The following is a 20627-nucleotide window of genomic DNA, read 5'->3' as shown; positions in this document are numbered from 1 at the left end:
CGGCCGGCGGTGTTCCTTGGGCCAACCCGCCACCCGCTCGATCAGATTCCGGCGATGGCCTGTCGGCTGATTGGATCTCCTCGCGCCGAGTCACCCGGTCGAGGAACTGGGCAAGGTGGGCCTTCGCCTCGTGTCGGCACCGACGGATCAAAGGGGATACCTGCACAACGAACGAGTCCCTATTAGTCAAGCTACTGATGAAGTCAATTTTGGCTGAAATTTCTATCAATTGAACTTACTTTCAAGTTATAACAACTTTTGACAATCGTTAGCGATCAGGATTCCGCTTTTTTTATCAAGTTTGAAACCGTCTTAAATAGGCTTCTATCCAAAAAACAAGTTTCGTTTTCAAAACTGCTTTTATCCAAGACGCTCGTAGCACCAGACGTGCACACTCACCGTTGCTTTGCGATCAAAACGCGACAATTCGATCCAGTCGTCTTCAGTGGCAACGTGACGATGAACGCCCCGAACACGCGTTCTGGCGATCACGGATCTTGCAAGCCATAACATCTTATTATTTTTAAACTTCCGAGCGACGACACTGGGTTTTCACCTCGACCAAGCCGACTCCGACCGGCCTGGCCAGGACGTCCTCTTTGTCTCTCGTGACCTCGCCCGAAGAACACGGTACAACCAATCAAAACAACCCATCTTTCCCTAAAAAAAATGTTTGCTTAATTTACCTGCCCGCCGTATATTGCCTCCACGGACGCTTACGTAGGCTTGACGTCAACGCTTACATAAGCTTGACAACCAGGAGATCGGCCAGGAGATTGGTGTGATGCGACCGCCTCGTTCGCCTAATCAAGCCACCCCCCAGCGTCATCATCGGGCGCTCGTCAGCCGGCGGCGGCGTGCCCTGCTGTTGTGCGAGGCCTTGGAGCCGCGAGAGTTGCTCTCGGGAACCTACTCCGGGTTGGTGTTCGAGGACTTCAACGCCAACGGCGCCTTCGACATCGGGGGCTCGATCCCCAACGCCAGCGGCAACGGCTCGGTTGGCACCGCGGCGGACCGCGGCCTCGCGGGCGTCACCGTGACCGCCTACGGTCCCACCGGCAACGTCGCCGGCACGGCCACGACGATCGCCAACGGCACCTACGCGCTGAACGCCAGCGGGACCGGGCCGTACCGGATCGAGTTCACGAACCTGCCGGCCGGGTTCTCCTCGGGCCCTCAAGGGCCGACCAACCGAGGCTCGGTCCAGTTCGCCGCGGACGGAGGGGCGACGAGCCTTAGCTTCGGAGCGGTCCAGCAGGGGGACTTTTCGGTCGATAACCCGTTCCTGGCGAGCCAGATCTATTCCTACGGGTCGCACACCGGGACGTTCGCGAACAGCCCGACGATCGTCGGCTTCCCGTATTCGGCAGGGTCGTCGTATACCGACCCGTCCCCATCCAACGACCCGACCACCTACGGGAACCCGGCCACCTCGACCCTCGCGACCTACGCCCAGGTGGGGACGACATGGGGGCTCACCTACAACCCGAAGACCAGCACGGTGTACGCGGCGGCCTTCTTCAAGAAGCACACCGACTTCGGCCCCGGAGGGGCGGGGGCGATCTATCAGATCCCGGTGACCTACAACCCGGCCACCGGCGCGTTCACCGCCACCGGCGTGCCGACCGTCCTCACGACCCTGGCCAGTGCCTCGGCCAACGCCCACAACACCGCCGACTTCAACACGGACAACGGCAACGCCGGCTGGGACGCGGTCGGGACGAGCTCGCTGGGTGGGACCGCCGTCTCCGCCGACGGGTCGACGCTGTACGTGATGAACCTGGCCGACAAGAGCCTATACGCCATCCCGCTCGCCAACCCGGGGGCCGCCACGGCATACCCGGTCCCCATCCCCGCCGACGCGACCGGGACCAACGGGGCAGACATCCGACCGTTCGCCGTGACCGTCCACAACGGGCAGGTCTACATCGGCATGGTCAACTCCGCCCAGTCGACGCAGAACGCGGCCGATCTGCACAGCTACGTGTACAGGTTCGACCCGTCCACCCATGCCTACACGCAGGTGCTCGAAATCCGCGACATGACGTATAACCGGGGGGTGGTCATCACCGCCCTGGCGACGTGGCACCCCTGGAGTGCAACGTTCCAGAACACTGGCGCTGCTAACCCCTTGTATACCTTCGGCGAGTACACTCAGCCGATGCTGACCGGGCTGTCGTTCGACGCGGCCGGGAACCTCGCCCTGGGCATCCGCGACCGCGGGGCCGACCAGTTCGGGGTTGGCACGTTCGATAACCCGGCCATGCCGGCCATGGAGTACTCAGGGGTCGGCGGGGGTGACACCCTGCGGGCGACGCCGAACGGGAATGGCACGTTCACGATCGAACAGGACATCTACACCGCGCCGCCGGGCACGGAGACCTCGTTCTACTCCGACCAGAACTATCTGACGTTTCACAGCGCCGTGACCGAAGGGGGCCTGGCCCAGGTGCCCGGGTTCCCGGACACGGTGGTGACGGCCATGGACGGGCCCAATACCGCCCCGTCGGTGACGGGCGGGATTCGGTGGTTCAATAACACTTCCGGCCACGCAGACAAGGCGTATCACACATATGGCCCTTCGCTCGCCTTTCAGGACCCGGCCGCGCCGGGCACTTTCGGCAAATCGAACGGCATGGGGGACGTGATCTACATGCCCGCGCCGGCCCCGATCGAGATCGGGAACCGGGTGTGGCGGGACGATAACAACAACGGCGCCCAGGACGCCAGCGAGCCGAGCCTCGCCGGCGTCGTGGTCCAACTCTTCGATCCCAGCACCAACGCCGTTATCGCCACCGCCACCACCGACGCGAACGGGAATTACTACTTCAGCAGCGACCCCCGCCGGACGTCGACGGCGAGCGCGCAGTACGGGCTGAACCTCCTGCCGAACCACAACTACCAGATCCGCATCGACCCCACTCAGGCCACGCTGAGCGGGATGAAACTGTCCCCGGCCAACAACGACCCGTCGGCCAACGGCGAGGCCCGCGACTCGAACGCCACGCTGAGCGGCGGCTTCGCCGTCATCCCGTACACCACCGGCGAACTCGGCCAGAACGACCACACGCTCGATGTCGGGTTCTTCACACCGCTGACCCTCGGCGACACGGTCTGGAACGACGCCAACAACGACGGCAAGCTGGACAACAACGAGACCGGCGTCCCGGGCGCCACCGTCACCCTGCTCGATGCCAACGGCAATCCAGTCGCGACGACGACCACCGACGCCAACGGTAAGTACCTGTTCACCGACCTGGTCCCCGGAACCTACTCCGTCCAGGTCACACCACCGCCGGGCTACGTCTCCAGCACGGGGACCAACGGCAGCCCGAACGGGCCGGCCGAGCCCGGCTCGACCGACTACACCAACGCCGGGAACAACGTCGACCACGGAACCCAGACCGGCACGACCGTGACGAGCACGCCGGTCACCTTGACGCGGCCGGGGACCAACCCGGACGCCGGCCCGGGCGGCCCCGGGACGGCCAACTCCAACGTCGACATCGGCCTCTTCCCAACGCTCTCGATCGGCAACCTGATCTGGAACGACGCCAACAACGACGGCAAGCTCGACAGCGGCGAGCAGGGCATCGCCGGGGTGGCGGTATCGCTGCTCGACGCCAACGGCAAAGTAGTCGCCACGACCACGACGAACGCGACGGGCAACTACCTGTTCACCAACCTGATCCCCGGCACCTACCAGGTGCGGGTGGACGCGTCCAACTTCGCCAACGGAGGCTCGCTGGCCGGCCGGATCAGCAGCACCGGGACGGTCGGCTCGGGCACCGGGCCCTACGAGCCGACGTCGCTCGGGTCGGGGTCCGACGGCCAGGACCATGGGACGACCTCGGGCACGCTGGGCAGCGGCGGCGTGGTGCTCGGCAGCCGGATCACGCTGGCGCCGGGGTCGGCACCGACCGGCGAGGGACCAACCCCGGGGATCAACGACCCGGCGATTGACGCCAACAGCGACACCACGCAGGACTTCGGATTCTTCACGCCCCTGACCCTCGGCGACACGGTCTGGAACGACGCCAACAACGACGGCAAGCTCGACAACGGCGAGACCGGCGTCCCGGGCGCCACCGTCACCCTGCTCGACGCCAACGGTAACCCGATCGCCACCACGACCACCGACGCCAACGGTAAGTACCAGTTCACCGACCTGGTCCCCGGCACCTACACCGTCCAGGTCACACCACCGCCGGGCTACGTCTCCAGCACGGGGACCAACGGCAGCACGAACGGGCCGGCCGAGCCCGGCTCGACCGACTACACCAACGCCGGGAACAACGTCGACCACGGGACCCAGACCGGCACGACCGTGACGAGCACGCCGGTCACCCTGACGCCGCCGGGAACCAACCCGGACGCCGGCCCGGGCGGCCCCGGGACGGCCAACTCCAACGTCGACATCGGCCTCTTCCCAACGCTCTCGATCGGCAACCTGATCTGGAACGACGCCAACAACGACGGCAAGCTCGACAGCGGCGAGCAGGGCATCGCCGGGGTGGCGGTATCGCTGCTCGACGCCAACGGCAAAGTAGTCGCCACGACCACGACGAACGCGACGGGCAACTACCTGTTCACCAACCTGATCCCCGGCACCTACCAGGTGCGGGTGGACGCGTCCAACTTCGCCAACGGAGGCTCGCTGGCCGGCCGGATCAGCAGCACCGGGACGGTCGGCTCGGGCACCGGGCCCTACGAGCCGACGTCGCTCGGGTCGGGGTCCGACGGCCAGGACCATGGGACAACCTCGGGCACGCTGGGCAGCGGCGGCGTGGTGCTCGGCAGCCGGATCACGCTGGCGCCGGGGTCGGCACCGACCGGCGAGGGACCAACCCCGGGGATCAACGACCCGGCGATTGACGCCAACAGCGACACCACGCAGGACTTCGGGTTCTTCACGCCCCTGACCCTCGGCGACACGGTCTGGAACGACGCCAACAACGACGGCAAGCTCGACAACGGCGAGACCGGCATCCCGGGCGCCACCGTCACCCTGCTCGACGCCAACGGCAATCCAGTCGCGACGACGACCACCGACGCCAACGGTAAGTACCAGTTCACCGACCTGGTCCCCGGCACCTACACCGTCCAGGTCACACCACCGCCGGGCTACGTCTCCAGCACGGGGACCAACGGCAGCACGAACGGGCCGGCCGAGCCCGGCTCGACCGACTACACCAACACAGGGAACAACGTCGACCACGGAACCCAGACCGGCACGACGGTGACGAGCACGCCGGTCACCTTGACGCCGCCGGGGACCAACCCGGACGCCGGCCCAGGCGGCCCCGGGACGGGCAACTCCAACGTCGACATCGGCCTCTTCCAGCCAGCCAGCGTCGGTGACCACGTCTTCATCGACACCAACGGCGACGGGAAGCAGGATCCGGGAGAGCCGGGGGTCCCTGGCGTCGTCGTCCGGCTCTACGACGCCGCCGGCAACGTGGTCGCCACCACGACCACCGACGCCAACGGCAACTATCTGTTCGACAACCTCATCCCCGGGACCTACTCCGTCGGCTTCGACCCGTCCACGCTGCCGTCGAACTACGCGTTCACCCAGCAAGGGCCGGTGGGGGCGGCCGACCCGAACGACAGCGACGCCAACCCGCAGAACGGCCGGACCGATCCGTTCACCCTGGTCTCGGGCCAGCACGATACGACCCGCGATGCCGGCATCCTGCCCCTGTCGAGCTTCAGCGGCCAGGTGTACGTCGACTTGAACAACGACGGTGTCCGCGAACCGGGCGAGCCCCCGATCCCCGGCACGATCGTGCACCTGACCGGTGTTGACGACCTGGGCAACCCGGTCGATCTGACGGCGGTCTCCGGCCCCGACGGTAGCTACAGCTTCACCGGGCTGCGGCCGGGCACCTACACAGTGACCGAGGTGCAGCCTTCCGACTACCTGGACGGCAAAGACCGCACCGGTTCGTCCGGCGGCCTGCCGGGCAACGACAACACCCGGCAGGTCGTCATCGGTCCCGGCACCGCGGCCGTGGCCTATGACTTCGGCGAGCTCCCGGTCAGCACCTGCCTCGAGGGTCGGGTATACTACGACCTGAACCACAACGGGCAGTTCGACAGCGGGGCCGACTTCGGCATCGCCGGCGTGACGGTGACCTTGACGGGAGTCGACGACTTGGGTCAGTCCGTGACGCGGACCACCACGACCGACGCCGAGGGGAATTACGAATTCGAAGGCCTGCGTCCCGGCACCTACACGCTGACCGAGACCCCGCCGGTGCACTTCCACCACTTTAAGGACGCGGTTGGGACTCTGGGCGGCACGGCCGGCAACGCTCGGGTCTCGAACATCGTCGTCGCGCCGGGGCAATGCGGCATGGGCTACGACTTCGGCGAGCTCCAGCCGCACGGGCCGAAGGGCCAGCTCCGGAACACGGCGATCCACATCGGCAATGCGATGGAGCGTCTCACCCGTCGCCGGGCCCTGGACCCGTCGCGGTTCGACAGCAACCATCCGAACTTCGGGCCGATCCTCGGCCAGGGTCAGGTGCCGTGGGGGATGGGGCCGTTCCCGGCGCCGCCTCACGTCCTGAGCCAGGTTCCGACGGTGGGGACCCGGCCGGTCCGGCTGCACCCGGCGATGCGACAGGCGGCGGCGGTGCCGCGCGGGCCGCTCGCCGGCCGGGCGGAACTGGCGCGGCTCCAGCAACACGCGGGCTCGGTGGGTGGTGCGGCCCATCGGGGCGCGGCCAAGGCCTCGGTCCACGCGCCCCGTGTCGCACGGCGGGGTCCGGGCCGCTAAGGCCTCGCCCCCAACCGCGGGCCTCGGCGTTCGGCGAACGCCGGGGCCCGCCCCGTTCGGCGTGCCGGCACCCTGAACGGCAATCACCTCCACGGAGGCCGAAAGGAAGAGGCAAACATGTCCGATCAACAATCATCACCAATGTTAGATCAAGAACTGACCCGCGCCGGCGACCCGTCATCGGCCGGGTCGGGCCTCGAGCGCCGCCTGGTGCATGACCCGGTCGGCGTGCTGCGGGACCGGGGAATCAACCTGCCCGACGAGCTGCCGCCCCGGATCGTCCAGGAGCTCGCCCGTGTCGTGTCCCTGCTCTGGGTCGACGGCCGGGTCGTGCCGCTCGATCGGTTCTACATCGACCCCTCGGACGAGGGGCTCCTCTTCGGCCGAGGGGCGTGGGAATCCACCCGGACGGTCGGTGGCGCCCCTTGGCTTTGGCCGCTGCACCTCGATCGGATCCGGAGCACGGCCGAAGTGCTGGGCATCCAGGTGACGCCGGAGCGACTGCCCGACCGCGAGCAGGTCGCCGCGTACGTCCGCTCCCTGACGTCCCAGGACGTGACCGTGCGGCTCAACGTGAGCGCCGGCCGGTCCGGTGCGCCGGGTCTGGTCTGGATGAGCGCCGCGCCGATGCCGTACCCACCCTCGTCGATCCGGCTGCGAACCCGCCCGAGCCCGGTCAGCAAGGGCCAAGCCTACCTGACCTTGAAGACGTTCCAGTACGCCACACGGCTGCGCATCGGCCAACAGGCGGCGCAGGACGGGTTCGACAGCGCCCTGCTGATCGACGCGGACGGGAACCTGCTGGAAGCTTCTCACGCAAACATTTTCATTCGCACGAGCGATGGCTGGTCGACGCCGACGGCGGACGGTGGAATGCTGCCCGGCACGGTCCGGCATTACCTGCTGACGAACTCGCCCGTGCCGATCCACGAGCAGGTGATCCCACTTGCGAGGCTGGGCGAGGCCCGGGAGGCATTCGTCACCAACAGCAATGTGGGCATCGTGCCGGTCACGCAGATCGACGGATATTCCTTGTCGATCGGCGAGGAGACGCTGGGTCTGATGCGTTGGTTGCAGCCCCCGACTGCGGCCGCGGGCGAATACCGACTCCGAGAGCGGGGGACCGCCCCGCGCTGAGGTACCGGTCCAATTCGGCGTGACCGGTCATCACCACGTCCGGTCGCCACCGTCGGACCTCGCCCACGTTGGCACTCAGGCTTAAGCGGCGGCATTCGGAATCCAGCAACCTCACCTCATGACCGGCGTCGATCAAGGAACCGCCGACCATGAGCAGACCGAGTGGGATCGGGTGACCGCCCCCTTTCCCACCCCTTTGAGGCCGATCCCGCGATCAAGGGCGACTTTCAGTGCCGGACCTTCGATGTTTCGATCGGCGACCCGATCCCTGGACCCGGCGTATCTCCCCCGGAGAGATCTCGACGAGGCGCGCCGGAAGCTCGATCCTCGCAAGGCTGACCCGCATTCGACCGGATGGTGCGGCGTCCCCGGAAGGATCCTGCGACGATTGAGTGAGTGGGGGGGCGTGCCCAGCCGCCAAGAAACTCTCTCCCGCGTTTCACGCGATTGTGGTAAGGTGCGCCACATCCGTGGAGTTATCAGGCAGTAGGGAGTTGTTTTTGAGAAGGTGGGTCGTCGCATGATGCCAAGGCTGGCAACGCGGCCGAAAGGTGAGATCCGGGGTCGGGCCGAAGTGCCGATCACCTCGGCGCGCCCCCTGGTGCGCCCCGCACCTCGGTCAGCGATGTTCTTTCCTTTGGTCGTGCTGGTGGCGGTCCTCCCGGGCCTCTACGCACTCAATAGCTGGGACCTCAACCCTCCCGGCCCCTGGTGGGGCCTGCGCGGACTGGCGGTGCTCGACGGCATGGTCGTCGACCAGGTTCCGGCGATCGCGGACGTGAAGCCGGTGCACGAGGCCCGTGCGTTCCGAGCGGTGGCTCTCCAGCCCCCCTTGTACGCCTGGCTCGAAGCGGTCGGCCTGGCGCTGAGCCCCGACCGAGATCCGCGTGCCACCGTGCTGCCCAGCTATGTGGGAGGGATCCTCGTCGTCGTCTTGATCTACCTCCACGGCCGGCTCTGGCATGGGCCCGGCCTGGGCCTGATCGCGGCGATCTTGATGGGGTTCAACCGAAACCTGCTGATCCAGATGCAGGAGGCGACCCCGACCACCCTGGGGCTGGCGGGCACGTTGGCGGCCTTGCTCTGCTACGGCTGGCATCTCCGGGCCGGGGCAGAGTCCGCGCCCCTCTGGGGATGGTCGGGCACGGCATCCGCGACGATTCTGGGGGGCCTGGCCCTGGGCCTGGCCCTGATGTCGCTCGGCGGGCTCGGCCTGATCAGCATTCCGGTCATCCTGCTGCACCAGGCCTATCTCCACACCGGGCCGCCCCCGGGCGGGCGGGCGTCGGGGCGTTGGTGGCTGTCGTGGCGCCACAACCCGAGCCTGGTTGCCAGCGCAGTGGCCCTGGCGATCGGGCTGGCGCTGGCGGCTCCCTGGAACATCCGGATGTACGCCACCTACGGCTCCCAGATCATCGCCGCGGCGTTGGCTCCGCTCGGCCCGCCGGGCCAGGGGAGCCCGAGCCTCCTGGGCCGCCTGATCGACCTGGCCCCCGCCACTCTGCCGCTCGGGATCTACGCCACGGTCCGGATGATCCGCCAGGGCCTGACCGACGAAAACGACGACCAGCAAGTCATCGGTGGGGTGTTCTGGGTGCTCTGGCTCGCCGTGGCCGCGCTGGTGCCCACCCTCTTGCCGAGCGGGCCCCGCCCCGCGCTCGGCCTCTTCCTGCTCGCCCCTTTGAACTTGCTGGCCGCGCGAGCGATCACCGACCTGGCCAACCGGCAAATCCCGATCCGGACCCTGACCTGGCTCGCCCCCGCCACGGCCGTCTCGATCGCCTGGTGGGCCAGCGCCAACCTCCGGGGGGCGATGGACGACCTCGCCCACGCCCGAGCCGACGCCGCCACCGCCCTCGGCCTGCACCTGGCACTCGACCTGCTGGTGATCGCCGTCGTGATCACACGAGGCCTCGACCGCTGGGCCAGGCGCCGCGACGACCGCCAGCGCCAGGTCCTTGGCGGGTTCCTCGCCACCGTCCTGATCGTGACCGCCGCGGGCGGGATCAAGGAAGTCTGCTTCCACCACAAGGAGACCGACGACCTCTTAATGCTCCGCGCCATGATCCTCCGCCGCAACCGCGAACAACCGTTCGACCTCGTGGCCGTGGTCAGCCCCGACCCCAACCGCCAGTCCGAAGAAGGCTCCGCCCCCGGCGGCCGACTTCGCTTCATCCTCCGCTCCGCGCTCCCCCACCTCAACCAGCTCGACCTGACCACCACCGACGAACTCCTCGCCTTGCCCAAAGGCCAGCGTCTGATCATCCTGGCCGGCACCGGCCAGCTCCTCTCCAATGCCGTCCGATCTCGCCTCGGCCTCGAAGCCATCCACCCCGGCCGTTCCGGCGTCCTCGACGCCTTTGCCACCGCCAGCGTGATTACCGAGAAACGCGCCCGGCAGTAACCACCACCACCGCGAGGAGTGCGCAGGCGGGCCGCGATCGTCGAAATGGACTTGAATGGGTCTCCGTGGAATCGGACGATAGACGATTCCCAATCAAGGCCAATGAATCGGCCTCAGGGTCTGCACTGAGAACCGACGAGTCCCCCCGTCCGGTGATGCGCCCTCGGCAAACCTAAGGGGTTGTTGCGCCCAAGGAGGATCGTGTGGCAAGATCCAAATCCCGGGAAGATGATCTGGAAAAAAAGGCCCACTCCTTTGCGGCCAAATGGGCCAAACTGACCTGGGACGACCTCGAGCGTTGGGCCGGAAGCCCAACCGTCACCCGCGGGCGGTCGTATCAGCGCGGCGGACAAGTCAAAGATTTGAAGATCACAAGTGATGGAGACCTGTTGGCGACGGTCGTGGGCGGCAATCGCTACGCAACCACGGTCGAGCTGACGCTCAGTCCGAAACGGAAACACCCGACCCTCGCATCATCCTGTAGCTGTCCCGTAGGCATCAGTTGCAAGCATGCCGTCGCCACCGTGGCCGAATACCTGCAAGCCGTCGCCAACGGGCGCGAACTCTCGATCGCCACCGAGGATGATCCACGCTGGGTCACGCTGGACGAAGCCGACTACGCGGACGAGGAAGACGACGACGAGGATTGGGAGGACGAGGATGACGAGGAATTCCCAATCAAGAAAATCCCCAGCGCCAAGCGGCCGGCGCGACGAGACGGCACCGCGGCAAGCTGGGACGACAAGATCGAACAGCATCTCCGCGCGAAGTCGAGGAGTGAGTTGGCCGACCTCGTCTGGTCCCTGACGCGCCGCTTTCCCGAGATCTACCAGGAGTTCCGCGAGCGGATTGCGCTCCAGGAAGGGGACGTCGAGCAATTGCTCGAGGAGGCCCGACACGAAATCCAGCAGGTGACATCGGAGCCGGCCTGGCGGAACCGTTGGAATGGTGAAGAGCAGGTCCCGGACTTCAGCCGCATCCAGCACCGGTTTGAGCGCCTCCTCGAGCTCGGTCATGCCGATGCGATTGTGTCGCTGGGGCGGGAGTTGATTGAGCAAGGATTACAACTGGTCGGTGAATCTGACGACGAGGGCGAGACGGCGATTGCGTTCGCCAGATGTCTCCCGATCGTCTTTCAGGCGTTGGCCTGCTCGAGCTTGTCCGGGCCGGAACGGATCCTGTTCGCGATTGACGCCGAGCTTCAGGACAAATATGACGCTCTCGACGATACGACTGACGCAATCCTCAACGGGTCCGCGAAGCCCGAGGACTGGTCGGTGGTGGCCGATACCTTGGCCAAGCGAAAGGACGGAATGAATGCAGAAGATGACAAATTTTCAAGCCAATACCAGCGTGACCGGGTCACCGACTGGATTGCCAGGGCACTCCGTGAAGCGGGCCGCGACGGGGACGTGCGGACACTCTACGAATCCGAAGCCGAGGTGACGGGGAGTTACAGACGGCTCGTCGATTACCTGCTGGAGACGCGTTGCTTCGTGGACGCCGAACGTTGGGCGAAAACAGGGATCGCCGCGACGCGCGACAAGTATCCGGGGACCGCCAAACATCTCGCCGCGAGCCTCTGCGAGCTGGCCCGAACGCGCAAGCAGTGGGATCTGGTCGCCGCGCACGCGGCCCGATCCTTCTTCGAGGCCCCCAGCCCGGCCAAATTCGACGAACTGGTGAAGGCCGCGTCAAAGGCCAAGGCCAAGGAGTCCGTCCGTGCAACGGCCTTGCGCTTCCTGGAGACCGGGGTCTTGCCATTTCAGATGATCTTCCCACCACCGGCGAAAATCACGCCCCCAACCCCCAAGTCGCAATCCGCCAAGACCAAGAGCCGGCCGCCCGCATTATCCCCGGAACCGAAAGCCGCCGCGCCCGGTCGCCTGAAGCTCGACCCCGCATGGCCGCTGCCGATGCCTGAGTACCTCATCCCTCGCTTGAACCGGCCGGGGCGGCACGACTCGGCACCGCGTCCCCGCCTCGAGGTCCTGCTGGAGATGGCCATCGCCGCCAAACGGCCGGAGGAGGTGCTCCGCTGGTTCGACAAAATGCGTTCCGAACCGCAACAGCCCGGGCTTTACATCCGTACCTTAACCTACGCCGATCGCGTCGCGGCCGCAGTGGCGGCCACCCACCCAGAACGATCGATCGAGATCTACCAGGCCGCCATCAAGGTCCAGCTCCCCAATGCTCAGCAATCCGCCTACGAGACGGTCGTCGGCTATTTAAAGAAGCTCCGTCCGATTTACGAGGCCCTCGGCCGCAAAAGCGAATGGACCGCCCAAATCGCCTCGATCCGAGAACAGTATCGGAATCGCCCGCGCTTCATGGAGCTTCTCGACCGACTCGATGGCCGAACGATCGCTCAGTCGATTCGGCCAAAGCGGAAGTAAACCCACCGCGAGGATCGACAAGTCGATCCTGGTGCCGAAAAGAATAGGATAAACCACTGAGACACGAAGGCACAGAGAAGAGGGGAGAGGGGGGAGGGGAGAGGGGAAAGTCATGAATGATCAAGATTTAACGGGTCGGGTGATCGGATCGGCAATTGAGGTTCATCGGGTGCTCGGGCCGGGATTGCTGGAGTCGGCGTACGAAGAATGTTTGTGTTATGAATTGCGGCAAAACAACATCTTGTTTCAGAGGCAGCAGAAGCTCCCTGTCCATTACAAGGACGTCCCGCTTGATTGTGGTTACATCATGGATATCGTCATCCCGAAATGCCTCGTCATCGAGCTGAAAACCGTCGAAAGACTGGCCCCGATCCACGAGGCTCAACTCTTGACGTACCTGAAACTCAGCAAGATCCGCCTCGGCCTCCTCCTGAACTTCAACGTCCCCGTCTTGAAGGAGGGAATCAAACGAATGATCCTCTAAATCAACTCTTCCCCCCTCTCTTCCCTGTGCCTCCGTGTCTCCGTGGTTCATCCTCCCATGCCCTCCACCCGCCACCACGCGGAAGAGCCAAGAACTCTCAGACGCTCGCCGCCGAGAACAAGGGGGCGATCACCTGGCCGCGGTTGAGCTGAAGCGGTCGAGCCAACTGGTCGGTCACGATGCTTTCGTGGTCGACGCCCAGGGCCTGGTAGATCGTCGCACCCAGATCCGACGGGAGGAATCCCTTCGAGGCGGGGTAGGCACCCATCTTGTCGGAGCGGCCGATGACCTGGCCACCCACGACGCCTCCGCCAGCGAACAAGGCGGAGAAAACGCCGGCCCAGTGGTCGCGGCCCGTCTTGTGCTGGGGCAACCCCTGGCTGTCCTGGCCAATTCGAGGGGTCCGGCCGAATTCACCGACCATGATCACCAGCGTCTCGTCGAGCATCCCCCGCGCCTCGAGGTCGTCGAGCAAGGCCGAGACCGCCTGATCGAGCGGCGGCAAGAGCCTCGTCTTGAGCTGGTTGCAGTTATCGGCGTGGGTGTCCCAATTGTTCATATGCCCCATGTTCGCCTGCACAATCGGCACCCCGGCGCCGATCAAGCGGCGGGCCAGGAGCAGCGATTGGCCGAACATGTGGTGGCCATAGCGATCGCGCGTCTTCGGATCTTCGCGGTCGATCTCGAAGGCCTGCTTCACCTTGCCCGAGGTCAAGAGCGAGAACGCCTTGTCCTGGAGCCCCGACCAGCCGCCCCGGCCCACCGTCGACAGGGCTTCGGCTTGCCCGTCGATCTCCGCCATCAAGGAACGGCGATTGTCAAGCTTCTGAGCGGTCAGGCCGACCGGGAGCGCAAACTCCTCAACGCGGAACTTGGGGTCGTTCGGGTCTTGCTTGATGTGCCAAGGGTCGAACTTCGGGCCGAGCACACCCGCATTCTGCCCTGAGAAGCCGTAGCCGTTGTTGAGGTAAGTCGGCAGCATGATGCCGTTGGGGATGCCGTCCTGGCGAGGACGAACGAAGTCGAGCCCCGAGGCGTAACTGGGCCAGTCCGACCGTGACGCCATGTGCGTGGCCCCCGGCGGCATCTTGTCGATCCCGGTGAGCATCATGTGGGTCGCATGCTCGTGGCTCGGCAAGCCGTGGGTCATCGAACGCACGATTGCGAACTTGTCGGCACGCGCGGCCAGACCGGGCAAATGCTCGCAGATCTGGATACCAGGGGTCTTGGTCGCGATCGGCTGGAACGTCCCCCGGATCTCCTCGGGGGCCTCGGGCTTGGGGTCGAACGTGTCAATCTGGCTCGGAGCGCCGGTCTGAAAGATCAAGAGTACTGACTTGGCCCGAGGACCACCGCCACCGCCCGCCGGCGCCCCCTGACTCGCCCGCGACCAGAGCGATGGCAGGCCGAAGCCGAGCAGCCCTGAATACCCGACCTGGATCAACTCACGACGGGTCAAACCGACCGCATGCTGATGGCGTCGTCCATTCCCCATACTCATAGCCCCCTCCGTTCGGTCGCTCGGTCGGTCGGTGCCGTCGTGCTCATCCACCAAATGTTACACCAACATCCATCAATTGGCCAGCCGGTTGCCGACCGCCCCCCTGGACCTGAACGATGACGCAAAAAATCGGGGCAGAAGTCGTGCTCCACTCACGATAAGCGGCCACGATCGGGGGATTTCCTTAGGACTGGGTTGACAACGATTCACCCTCAAGTCATCATCTCGATCGATTTGATCGAGAATAATCCATTGTGGGTTGTCTCACCGTCGATTTCCTCGGACTTTTCCCCCAAAGGACACGTTTCCCATGAACAACCGGCGCACATTTCTGTTGGCAGTTCTCTCCGGCGTTGTGGCTCTCGGTTTGGTCGCCGGGTCGGCGATTGCCGATGAGCTGTTCGGGGTGCTCACCAAGGTCGACGTCGAAGGCAAAAAGGTCACCGTCGTCGAGAAGGGGAGCGACAAAGAGGTTGAGGTGACCGTCAAGGGGGACACGGAATTCGTGAACGCCAAGGGCGCGGCCAACCCCATCGACCTCGAAAAGGTCACCAAGAACGTCGCCAAGGCTCAGGAAAAGGGACGCAAGGGGATCAATGTGGTCGTCAACCACGACAAAGCGGTCGCATCGAAGATCACGGTCTCGGTGAAGAAGAAGAGCGACTGACGCTCGAGAGCATCGCACCGATCGCGACGTTATTGAGGAGGCCCCCACTCAGCAAGAGCGGGCCTCCCATCTCATCGACCTGAGCTGAAACTCAATGGAAGAGCGGGCGGGACGCCCGCGGTCCCAGGGAAGCCAAAGGCAATGCAAAAGCGGGCGGGACGCCCGCGGTCCCAGGGAAGACCGTTGCTAGGATAGGCCATCTCTGACTCGGTCCACCCCCACTGGTCTCTTGTCTCCTCGCCTGGTGTTCAGTACACTTGTGAACGTAAAGGTCCTGAGCAAAGACACTCCTGGGGAGGTTCTTTTCCGCGCCGGCGGACGGATCGGCGGGCGCGGGGGGCCCTTCGCAAGTCAGACACGGAGGGGACCGGCGATGGCGATCCTGGTGGATGAGGTCCGGACAGAGCGGTGCGCGACCAGGCCCTCGGTACGCGAGGTTTGCCTGGTGGGGGTCTCTCGCTCGAACTCGAACTCGCATTCGGGTTGGGGGAAAGGGGACAGGGTGACGTTCGCGGGGCGCGCCTATCGGGTTGAGGCCACCCGCGTCCGATCGGGGCGAGTGGACGAACCGGTGCGTTACGTTCACCTGAGGGGCGTTGGGGAGACGGACTGACTCGTCCGCTCAACTTGCCGCATTGATCCTCGAAAACGCGTCCCAGCCCCAGGCCGACGATGCCCGCGCCCTTGGGAAGGAAGCCGACATCGCTGCGCGACCGTGACCCGTCGGACCCGTTCCGCCGTGTGGTCGAACTGGCGCAGCGGGCGCGGATGATCCTGGATGTCTCCACCGCCGACCTTGAGGCCGCCGAGACCACGCTCGGCCCGTTCGATCCCACCTCCTGGCATTTCCGGAACGCGTTGCACGAGGCCAAGCGGTCGTGGGACCGCCTCCGCGCCGAGTTCGGCAAAGCGACTCTTGAAGAGGCTCTGAGCGAGGCCCCCTTGACCGTCCTGACGTTGGGGGCCGAGGGCCGCGACACCCCACTGGCGATCCTGATTCCAATCGTCGGCCAAACGTATCGCGTCCAGCGGGTTGCGGGCACCGAGCTCGCCCCGGTCCAGTGGCGGATCACCCGGCTGACCCCTCCGCTCGACGACGGTCCCTACTACGCCTGCCGGCTCCAGGACCGGTCGACCCAGTGCGACTGCGCAGAGTGGACCTATCGGATTGCCGACGAAAACACCCGGGCAAGCTGCAAGCACCTGGCCGCCCTGACCGCCTTGGGCTGGATTTGAAAGGTTCGCGCCCAATAATAAGGGGGACGAGACGGATCGTCTTCCCCACCTGCCGGCTCTCGTGGACCCGACGGACAACCGATTCTCCGCGCTCATGAGGCGACGGAGTCGAAGCAACTCGACTTCAACGCGTCAATGCAAGCCATCCATCGATTCCTCCCGGCAAGCCGTTCGCCGGATGGAACCACGATCAACCGAAAATTGTAGTCTTCTTGATTTTTTAATTTCTTTAGGGTCCTCCGAAATGGATTGGTCGAAAATCTTCGCCGAGGCCTTGCCGTACACCGAGTTCCTCGACCGGTACGCAACCCCCGCGCAGCGGTCGCGATGGAACGCGATGCACCCGCAGTTCTCGCTGACCGCCGAGCAAACCGCATTGCTGACGGGGTTCGTGCGACGGATGCCGGTCCTCTGCCTGGCCGGTGCCTGGTGTGGCGACTGCATCAACCAGTGCCCCGCATTCGACCACTTCGCCCGCGTCTCCCCCGCGCTCGAGTTGCGGTTCCTCGACCGCGACGCGCTGACCGACGTCCGCGACGCGTTGGCGATCAACGGGGGCCAACGGGTCCCGGTCGTCGTCTTCCTGAGCGAGGATGGGCAAGAGGTCTCGCGCTACGGTGAGCGGACCCTCTCGACCTATCGCAGGCTCGCCATCGACCAGCTCGGCCCCGCCTGCCCGACGGGCCTCGTCCCCCCCTCCGCCGAGGCCACGGCCACGGTCACCGCCGAGTGGCTCGCCGAATTCGAGCGCGCCCAGCTCATCCTCCGCCTCTCCCCACGGCTCCGCCAGAAGTACAACGACTGATCGAACGGGCAAGCGAGGAGTGTGCCCACTCCCTGTCCGCGGCTTGGGGCGTTCGCCCCAATTCTTTCGCTCGCCTGGCATAAGGCGAGCGGGGAGCGGATCGCTTCCTGTCTTTGGGACTTCTCGCTGGCGCGAGTCAGAACGTGAACAGGCCCGACCTCGGCCAGAATTGCACTTTTAATCGCGTTATGAGATGATACGCCCCGGTCTATCGTCACAAATGACTTTGAGGAGCCGGCGCGCGTCATGATCATCATCTACAACCTGTCGGGCCTCCTCATCGGGCTCTTGGGAATCGTCGTCGGTTTCCTCGTGTTTGCAGTATCGGGCTGGCTCTCGGCGGGGCTCCTGGTGCTGGGAATGATCTGGATGGCCTTGGGGCGCGGTAAGCTGAACGCCGAGAGCGGGCTGAAGACGCCGGCTCCGTCACTCTTCTTCATCCCCCTGTTTGCTCTCGCGATCCCAATCCTCCTGCTCGCGATCCTCGCGGTGTCCGCCGACGTGCAGCGGAGCAAGAAGGTGCTCGACCCTCGATCGGCACTGCTCGACCAGGACGAGAAAACACTGAACCGGACGAAACTCACCGGCGACAGTGACCTTGCCCTTGCGGCGTACGACGCGTTGAAACCCGTGGCACTCGATGACAAGATGCACGTCTTCGCAGTGGTCAAGGACCAGCGAACGCTCGTCTTGGCGAAGATCCCGAGCCTGAAGGAAATCGACAAATCGGCCCGCGCGAGCATGGTCAAAGCGTTGGTCACGGCCCTCGAAACTCAGGAGGCGGTCAAGGACCTACCACTGTATTTGGGCATCAAGGGCCGATTCGCTTACGGTGTCGTCCATACTCCCGCTGGCACCACGATCGATTCGACCGTGTCTCCCGATCCCCTGCTGGGTTTCTACGGCCCGCCCGTACCCGCAAGGCCGACGGTTCGCTGACCAGGGTTGTCGTTCCTGATGGGCGAGTCGCTTGAACAACGTCAGCTTTCGTGGGTTTGCCTCGAAAGACAGGGAGCGAGCAACTCCCTGTCTGCAACTTGAGGTCTTCGCTTACCTCATCCCTTTAAGCATCCAAATTCACTTTTGTTCATAACCACGCCAGAGCCAGCGGAGCGAGTCGGGCAAGATCGCCCGGCCATGCTTGTTGCTGTGAAACCCCTGGCCATAGACAAATTCGTAATCATATCCAGCAAATTTCAACGATTTGGCCATCTGCTGATTGGCGAGCGGCCAGTTACCGTTGTTGTTATCCAGGTCATTGGAGCCATCCTGAAGGAGTACGCGGATCGGCTTCTTCTCCGTCTTGCGGATCATCGCCTCGTAGTTATGGCCCCCCTCACGTCCGGTCTTGCCGCTGGCGATGTTGGTGAAGCTGCCAACCCAGGAGAGGAATCCGGTATAACTAACGGCAGTCCTAGGCTCATCTGGATCGACTTCTTTGCCGCAAACACTTGCAGGTCAAGGGCTTTAAGAAGCTTCCTCTTATAATCAAATGTCACATTTTCCTCGTCGATAATCTCGCCACCGACTTGACAAGCCTCAGCCCAATGCTGCAGGGCATAAGCTTGATTCTTAACGGTGAACAATTTTGACTCGATATGCCGAACTTCTGATTGGTGTGCTTCAATGTTGCTGCGGAGTTCTGCCAGCCTACCCTGGAGAGGTGTCAGGATCTCCGGGTCGTCGCTGGAACCGAGCATCCTGATTAGCCGCTGAATAGATTCGCGGGCCTCGGAAATCTTCGACTGATGCGCGGCTTGGTCTCTCTCTAGGTCATCGCACTTATTCTCTTTCATGAACTCCCGGCATCTCGCCTCGATAGCGTCTTTGTCGCGCATGAGATTGACGACGGATGACCAAACTTGCTCGTCGAGCCACGCAATAGGCGTGACGGCGTTTCCACAATTGCATCCCATCTGCCGCGAGACACAACAGAAATAGAAGTAGGTCTTTCCGGCCGGATTTTTAGTCTTCCAGGGTGACATGCTACGGCCGCAGATTTTGCACTTCACCATCCCTCGTAGCAGGTGCGGATACTCGGCGGTACGGCCGTCGCGAGTTTTTCGGCGGGACCGCAGGGCCTCTTGTACGTGGTCGAACGTCTCTTTGTCGACGAGTGGCGGCGTTGGATCTTTGGCTTTCCACCATTCGGCTGGATTAGTCTTTTCGGTTCGCTTATGGCCCTTTCGGGACACCTCGGCCGTTGACCTCTTCTTGCCTGAGACCATCGGCGCGCCGGCGTAAGAGGCATCCTTTAAGATCGACCGGATGGTTGACGAATGCCACTGGGGAGATGCCCCTCTGGTTTTGACTCCACGGCCAACCGCTGGGCATAAGACTCCGAAGCGATTAAGCCTGGCGGCGATCACCATACTGCTGTCACCGCCGACACACCACTCGAAGATTTTCCGAACCCATTTCGCCTCATCTTCGACTATTTCCCTGGTCCGAGACTCCTTAATGTACCGGTATCCGTATCGCGCTTTGCCCTGGCAGATCGGAAGACAGCGACCCTTGAGCACAGCGATCCCGGCCTGAGACCGCTCAAGCGTCCTCTCGACCTCGAACTCAGCGATAGCGCCGAGGATCGACTCAAGCAGTCTCCCTTCGGGCGAATCGCTAATCTCCTCGGTGGCACTGATGTACTGGCATCCGTGGTCCCTTAGCTCTTGGACGCAGATCACTCGCTGTGCGAGCCGTCTACTAAACCGGTCCAGTTTCCAAACGAACACTGCCTGGATATGTCCCTGTCGGACGAGTTCGCGGAGCCTGGAAAGCTCTGGCCTCTCGTGCAGGTATTTGCCGCTGAAGTTATCCCGAAACACCTCGATAACTTCGTATCCTAGTTCGGCTGCCCTTGACCTGCATGCTGTCTCTTGAAACTCGTGGGAAACACCATTATTTCCCTCGTTTGTGTCGCTTACCCGCGTGTAGATCACTGCGCGCCTAGTTGGCACTATCGCTTCTTTTAGCTTGAACGTGGCTTTTCCGATTGGCATCGCGGCGTTCCATTTCCCTGAGTATTTCGGCCATAAAAAACGTCCAGAACTCCTCCCAATAGGCAAGTCTGGTCGCGTTGGCTGGGCCGTGAGTATAAACGATCTCGACTGATTCCTTTGGATCGTCGCACAATTGTAACGATTTCCTAGCCATATAGCCCCCTCTGATGTGGTAATTCAGCCGTAGCAATTTCAAGACGAGCCGAGGTCACAG

General features: G+C 64.0%; 11 protein-coding genes and 1 pseudogene. 9 read left to right on the top strand and 3 right to left on the bottom strand.

Annotated elements, in window-relative coordinates; genetic code table 11:
• Positions 1 to 784 precede the first annotated feature (784 nt).
• The 5 genes from BUS42_RS20710 (at position 785) to BUS42_RS20690 (ending at position 13205) form a co-directional block, all read left to right on the top strand.
• Positions 785 to 6784 carry an SdrD B-like domain-containing protein gene (locus BUS42_RS20710; protein WP_083670382.1) on the top strand — a complete coding sequence of 2000 codons (6000 nt, stop codon included), beginning with the start codon at positions 785 to 787 and terminating at the stop codon, positions 6782 to 6784.
• Positions 6785 to 6925: 141 nt separating this feature from the next.
• On the top strand, positions 6926 to 7921 hold the full coding sequence (locus BUS42_RS20705) for an aminotransferase class IV (protein ID WP_074309332.1): 996 nt from the start codon (positions 6926 to 6928) through the stop codon (positions 7919 to 7921).
• A gap of 520 nt (positions 7922 to 8441) precedes the next feature.
• On the top strand, positions 8442 to 10325 hold the full coding sequence (locus BUS42_RS20700) for an ArnT family glycosyltransferase (protein WP_074309330.1): 1884 nt from the start codon (positions 8442 to 8444) through the stop codon (positions 10323 to 10325).
• Positions 10326 to 10528: 203 nt separating this feature from the next.
• Positions 10529 to 12721, top strand: a complete 2193-nt coding sequence (locus BUS42_RS20695) for an SWIM zinc finger family protein (RefSeq protein ID WP_074309329.1) — start codon at positions 10529 to 10531, stop codon at positions 12719 to 12721.
• Between the two features lie 112 nt (positions 12722 to 12833).
• Complete coding sequence (locus BUS42_RS20690) at positions 12834 to 13205, top strand: GxxExxY protein (protein ID WP_074309327.1); 372 nt, start codon at positions 12834 to 12836, stop codon at positions 13203 to 13205.
• 97 nt (positions 13206 to 13302) lie between these two features.
• Here BUS42_RS20690 and BUS42_RS20685 read toward each other — a convergent pair whose 3' ends face one another.
• Positions 13303 to 14700, bottom strand: coding sequence for a DUF1501 domain-containing protein (locus tag BUS42_RS20685; RefSeq protein WP_074309326.1), 1398 nt, complete (start codon positions 14698 to 14700; stop codon positions 13303 to 13305).
• Between the two features lie 316 nt (positions 14701 to 15016).
• Between BUS42_RS20685 and BUS42_RS20680 the strand changes: the two genes are divergently transcribed.
• The 4 genes from BUS42_RS20680 (at position 15017) to BUS42_RS20660 (ending at position 18353) form a co-directional block, all read left to right on the top strand.
• The gene (locus BUS42_RS20680) at positions 15017 to 15373 is read left to right on the top strand and encodes a hypothetical protein (protein ID WP_074309324.1); all 357 of its coding nucleotides are present in this window, start codon (positions 15017 to 15019) and stop codon (positions 15371 to 15373) included.
• Between the two features lie 684 nt (positions 15374 to 16057).
• Positions 16058 to 16609 carry a hypothetical protein gene (locus tag BUS42_RS20670; protein WP_254053633.1) on the top strand — a complete coding sequence of 184 codons (552 nt, stop codon included), beginning with the start codon at positions 16058 to 16060 and terminating at the stop codon, positions 16607 to 16609.
• A gap of 244 nt (positions 16610 to 16853) precedes the next feature.
• Complete coding sequence (locus BUS42_RS20665; RefSeq protein ID WP_074309319.1) at positions 16854 to 17414, top strand: thioredoxin family protein; 561 nt, start codon at positions 16854 to 16856, stop codon at positions 17412 to 17414.
• A gap of 246 nt (positions 17415 to 17660) precedes the next feature.
• Positions 17661 to 18353, top strand: coding sequence for a hypothetical protein (locus BUS42_RS20660; RefSeq protein ID WP_074309317.1), 693 nt, complete (start codon positions 17661 to 17663; stop codon positions 18351 to 18353).
• A 138-nt stretch (positions 18354 to 18491) separates the two neighbouring features.
• Here BUS42_RS20660 and BUS42_RS20655 read toward each other — a convergent pair.
• Together BUS42_RS20655 and BUS42_RS20645 are read right to left on the bottom strand one after the other, a co-directional pair.
• Positions 18492 to 18818: pseudogene (locus BUS42_RS20655) on the bottom strand (enterochelin esterase); the annotation flags it as partial.
• On the bottom strand, positions 18725 to 20413 hold the full coding sequence (locus BUS42_RS20645; protein WP_254053632.1) for a recombinase family protein: 1689 nt from the start codon (positions 20411 to 20413) through the stop codon (positions 18725 to 18727). The gene BUS42_RS20645 and the pseudogene BUS42_RS20655, both read right to left, overlap by 94 nt.
• Positions 20414 to 20627 lie beyond the last annotated feature (214 nt).

It is taken from the genome of Singulisphaera sp. GP187 (genome assembly GCF_900129635.1).
Taxonomy (GTDB): domain Bacteria; phylum Planctomycetota; class Planctomycetia; order Isosphaerales; family Isosphaeraceae; genus Singulisphaera.
The sequence above is the reverse complement of the archived record's forward strand: the minus strand, read 5'-3'. Positions and strand labels throughout refer to the sequence as shown.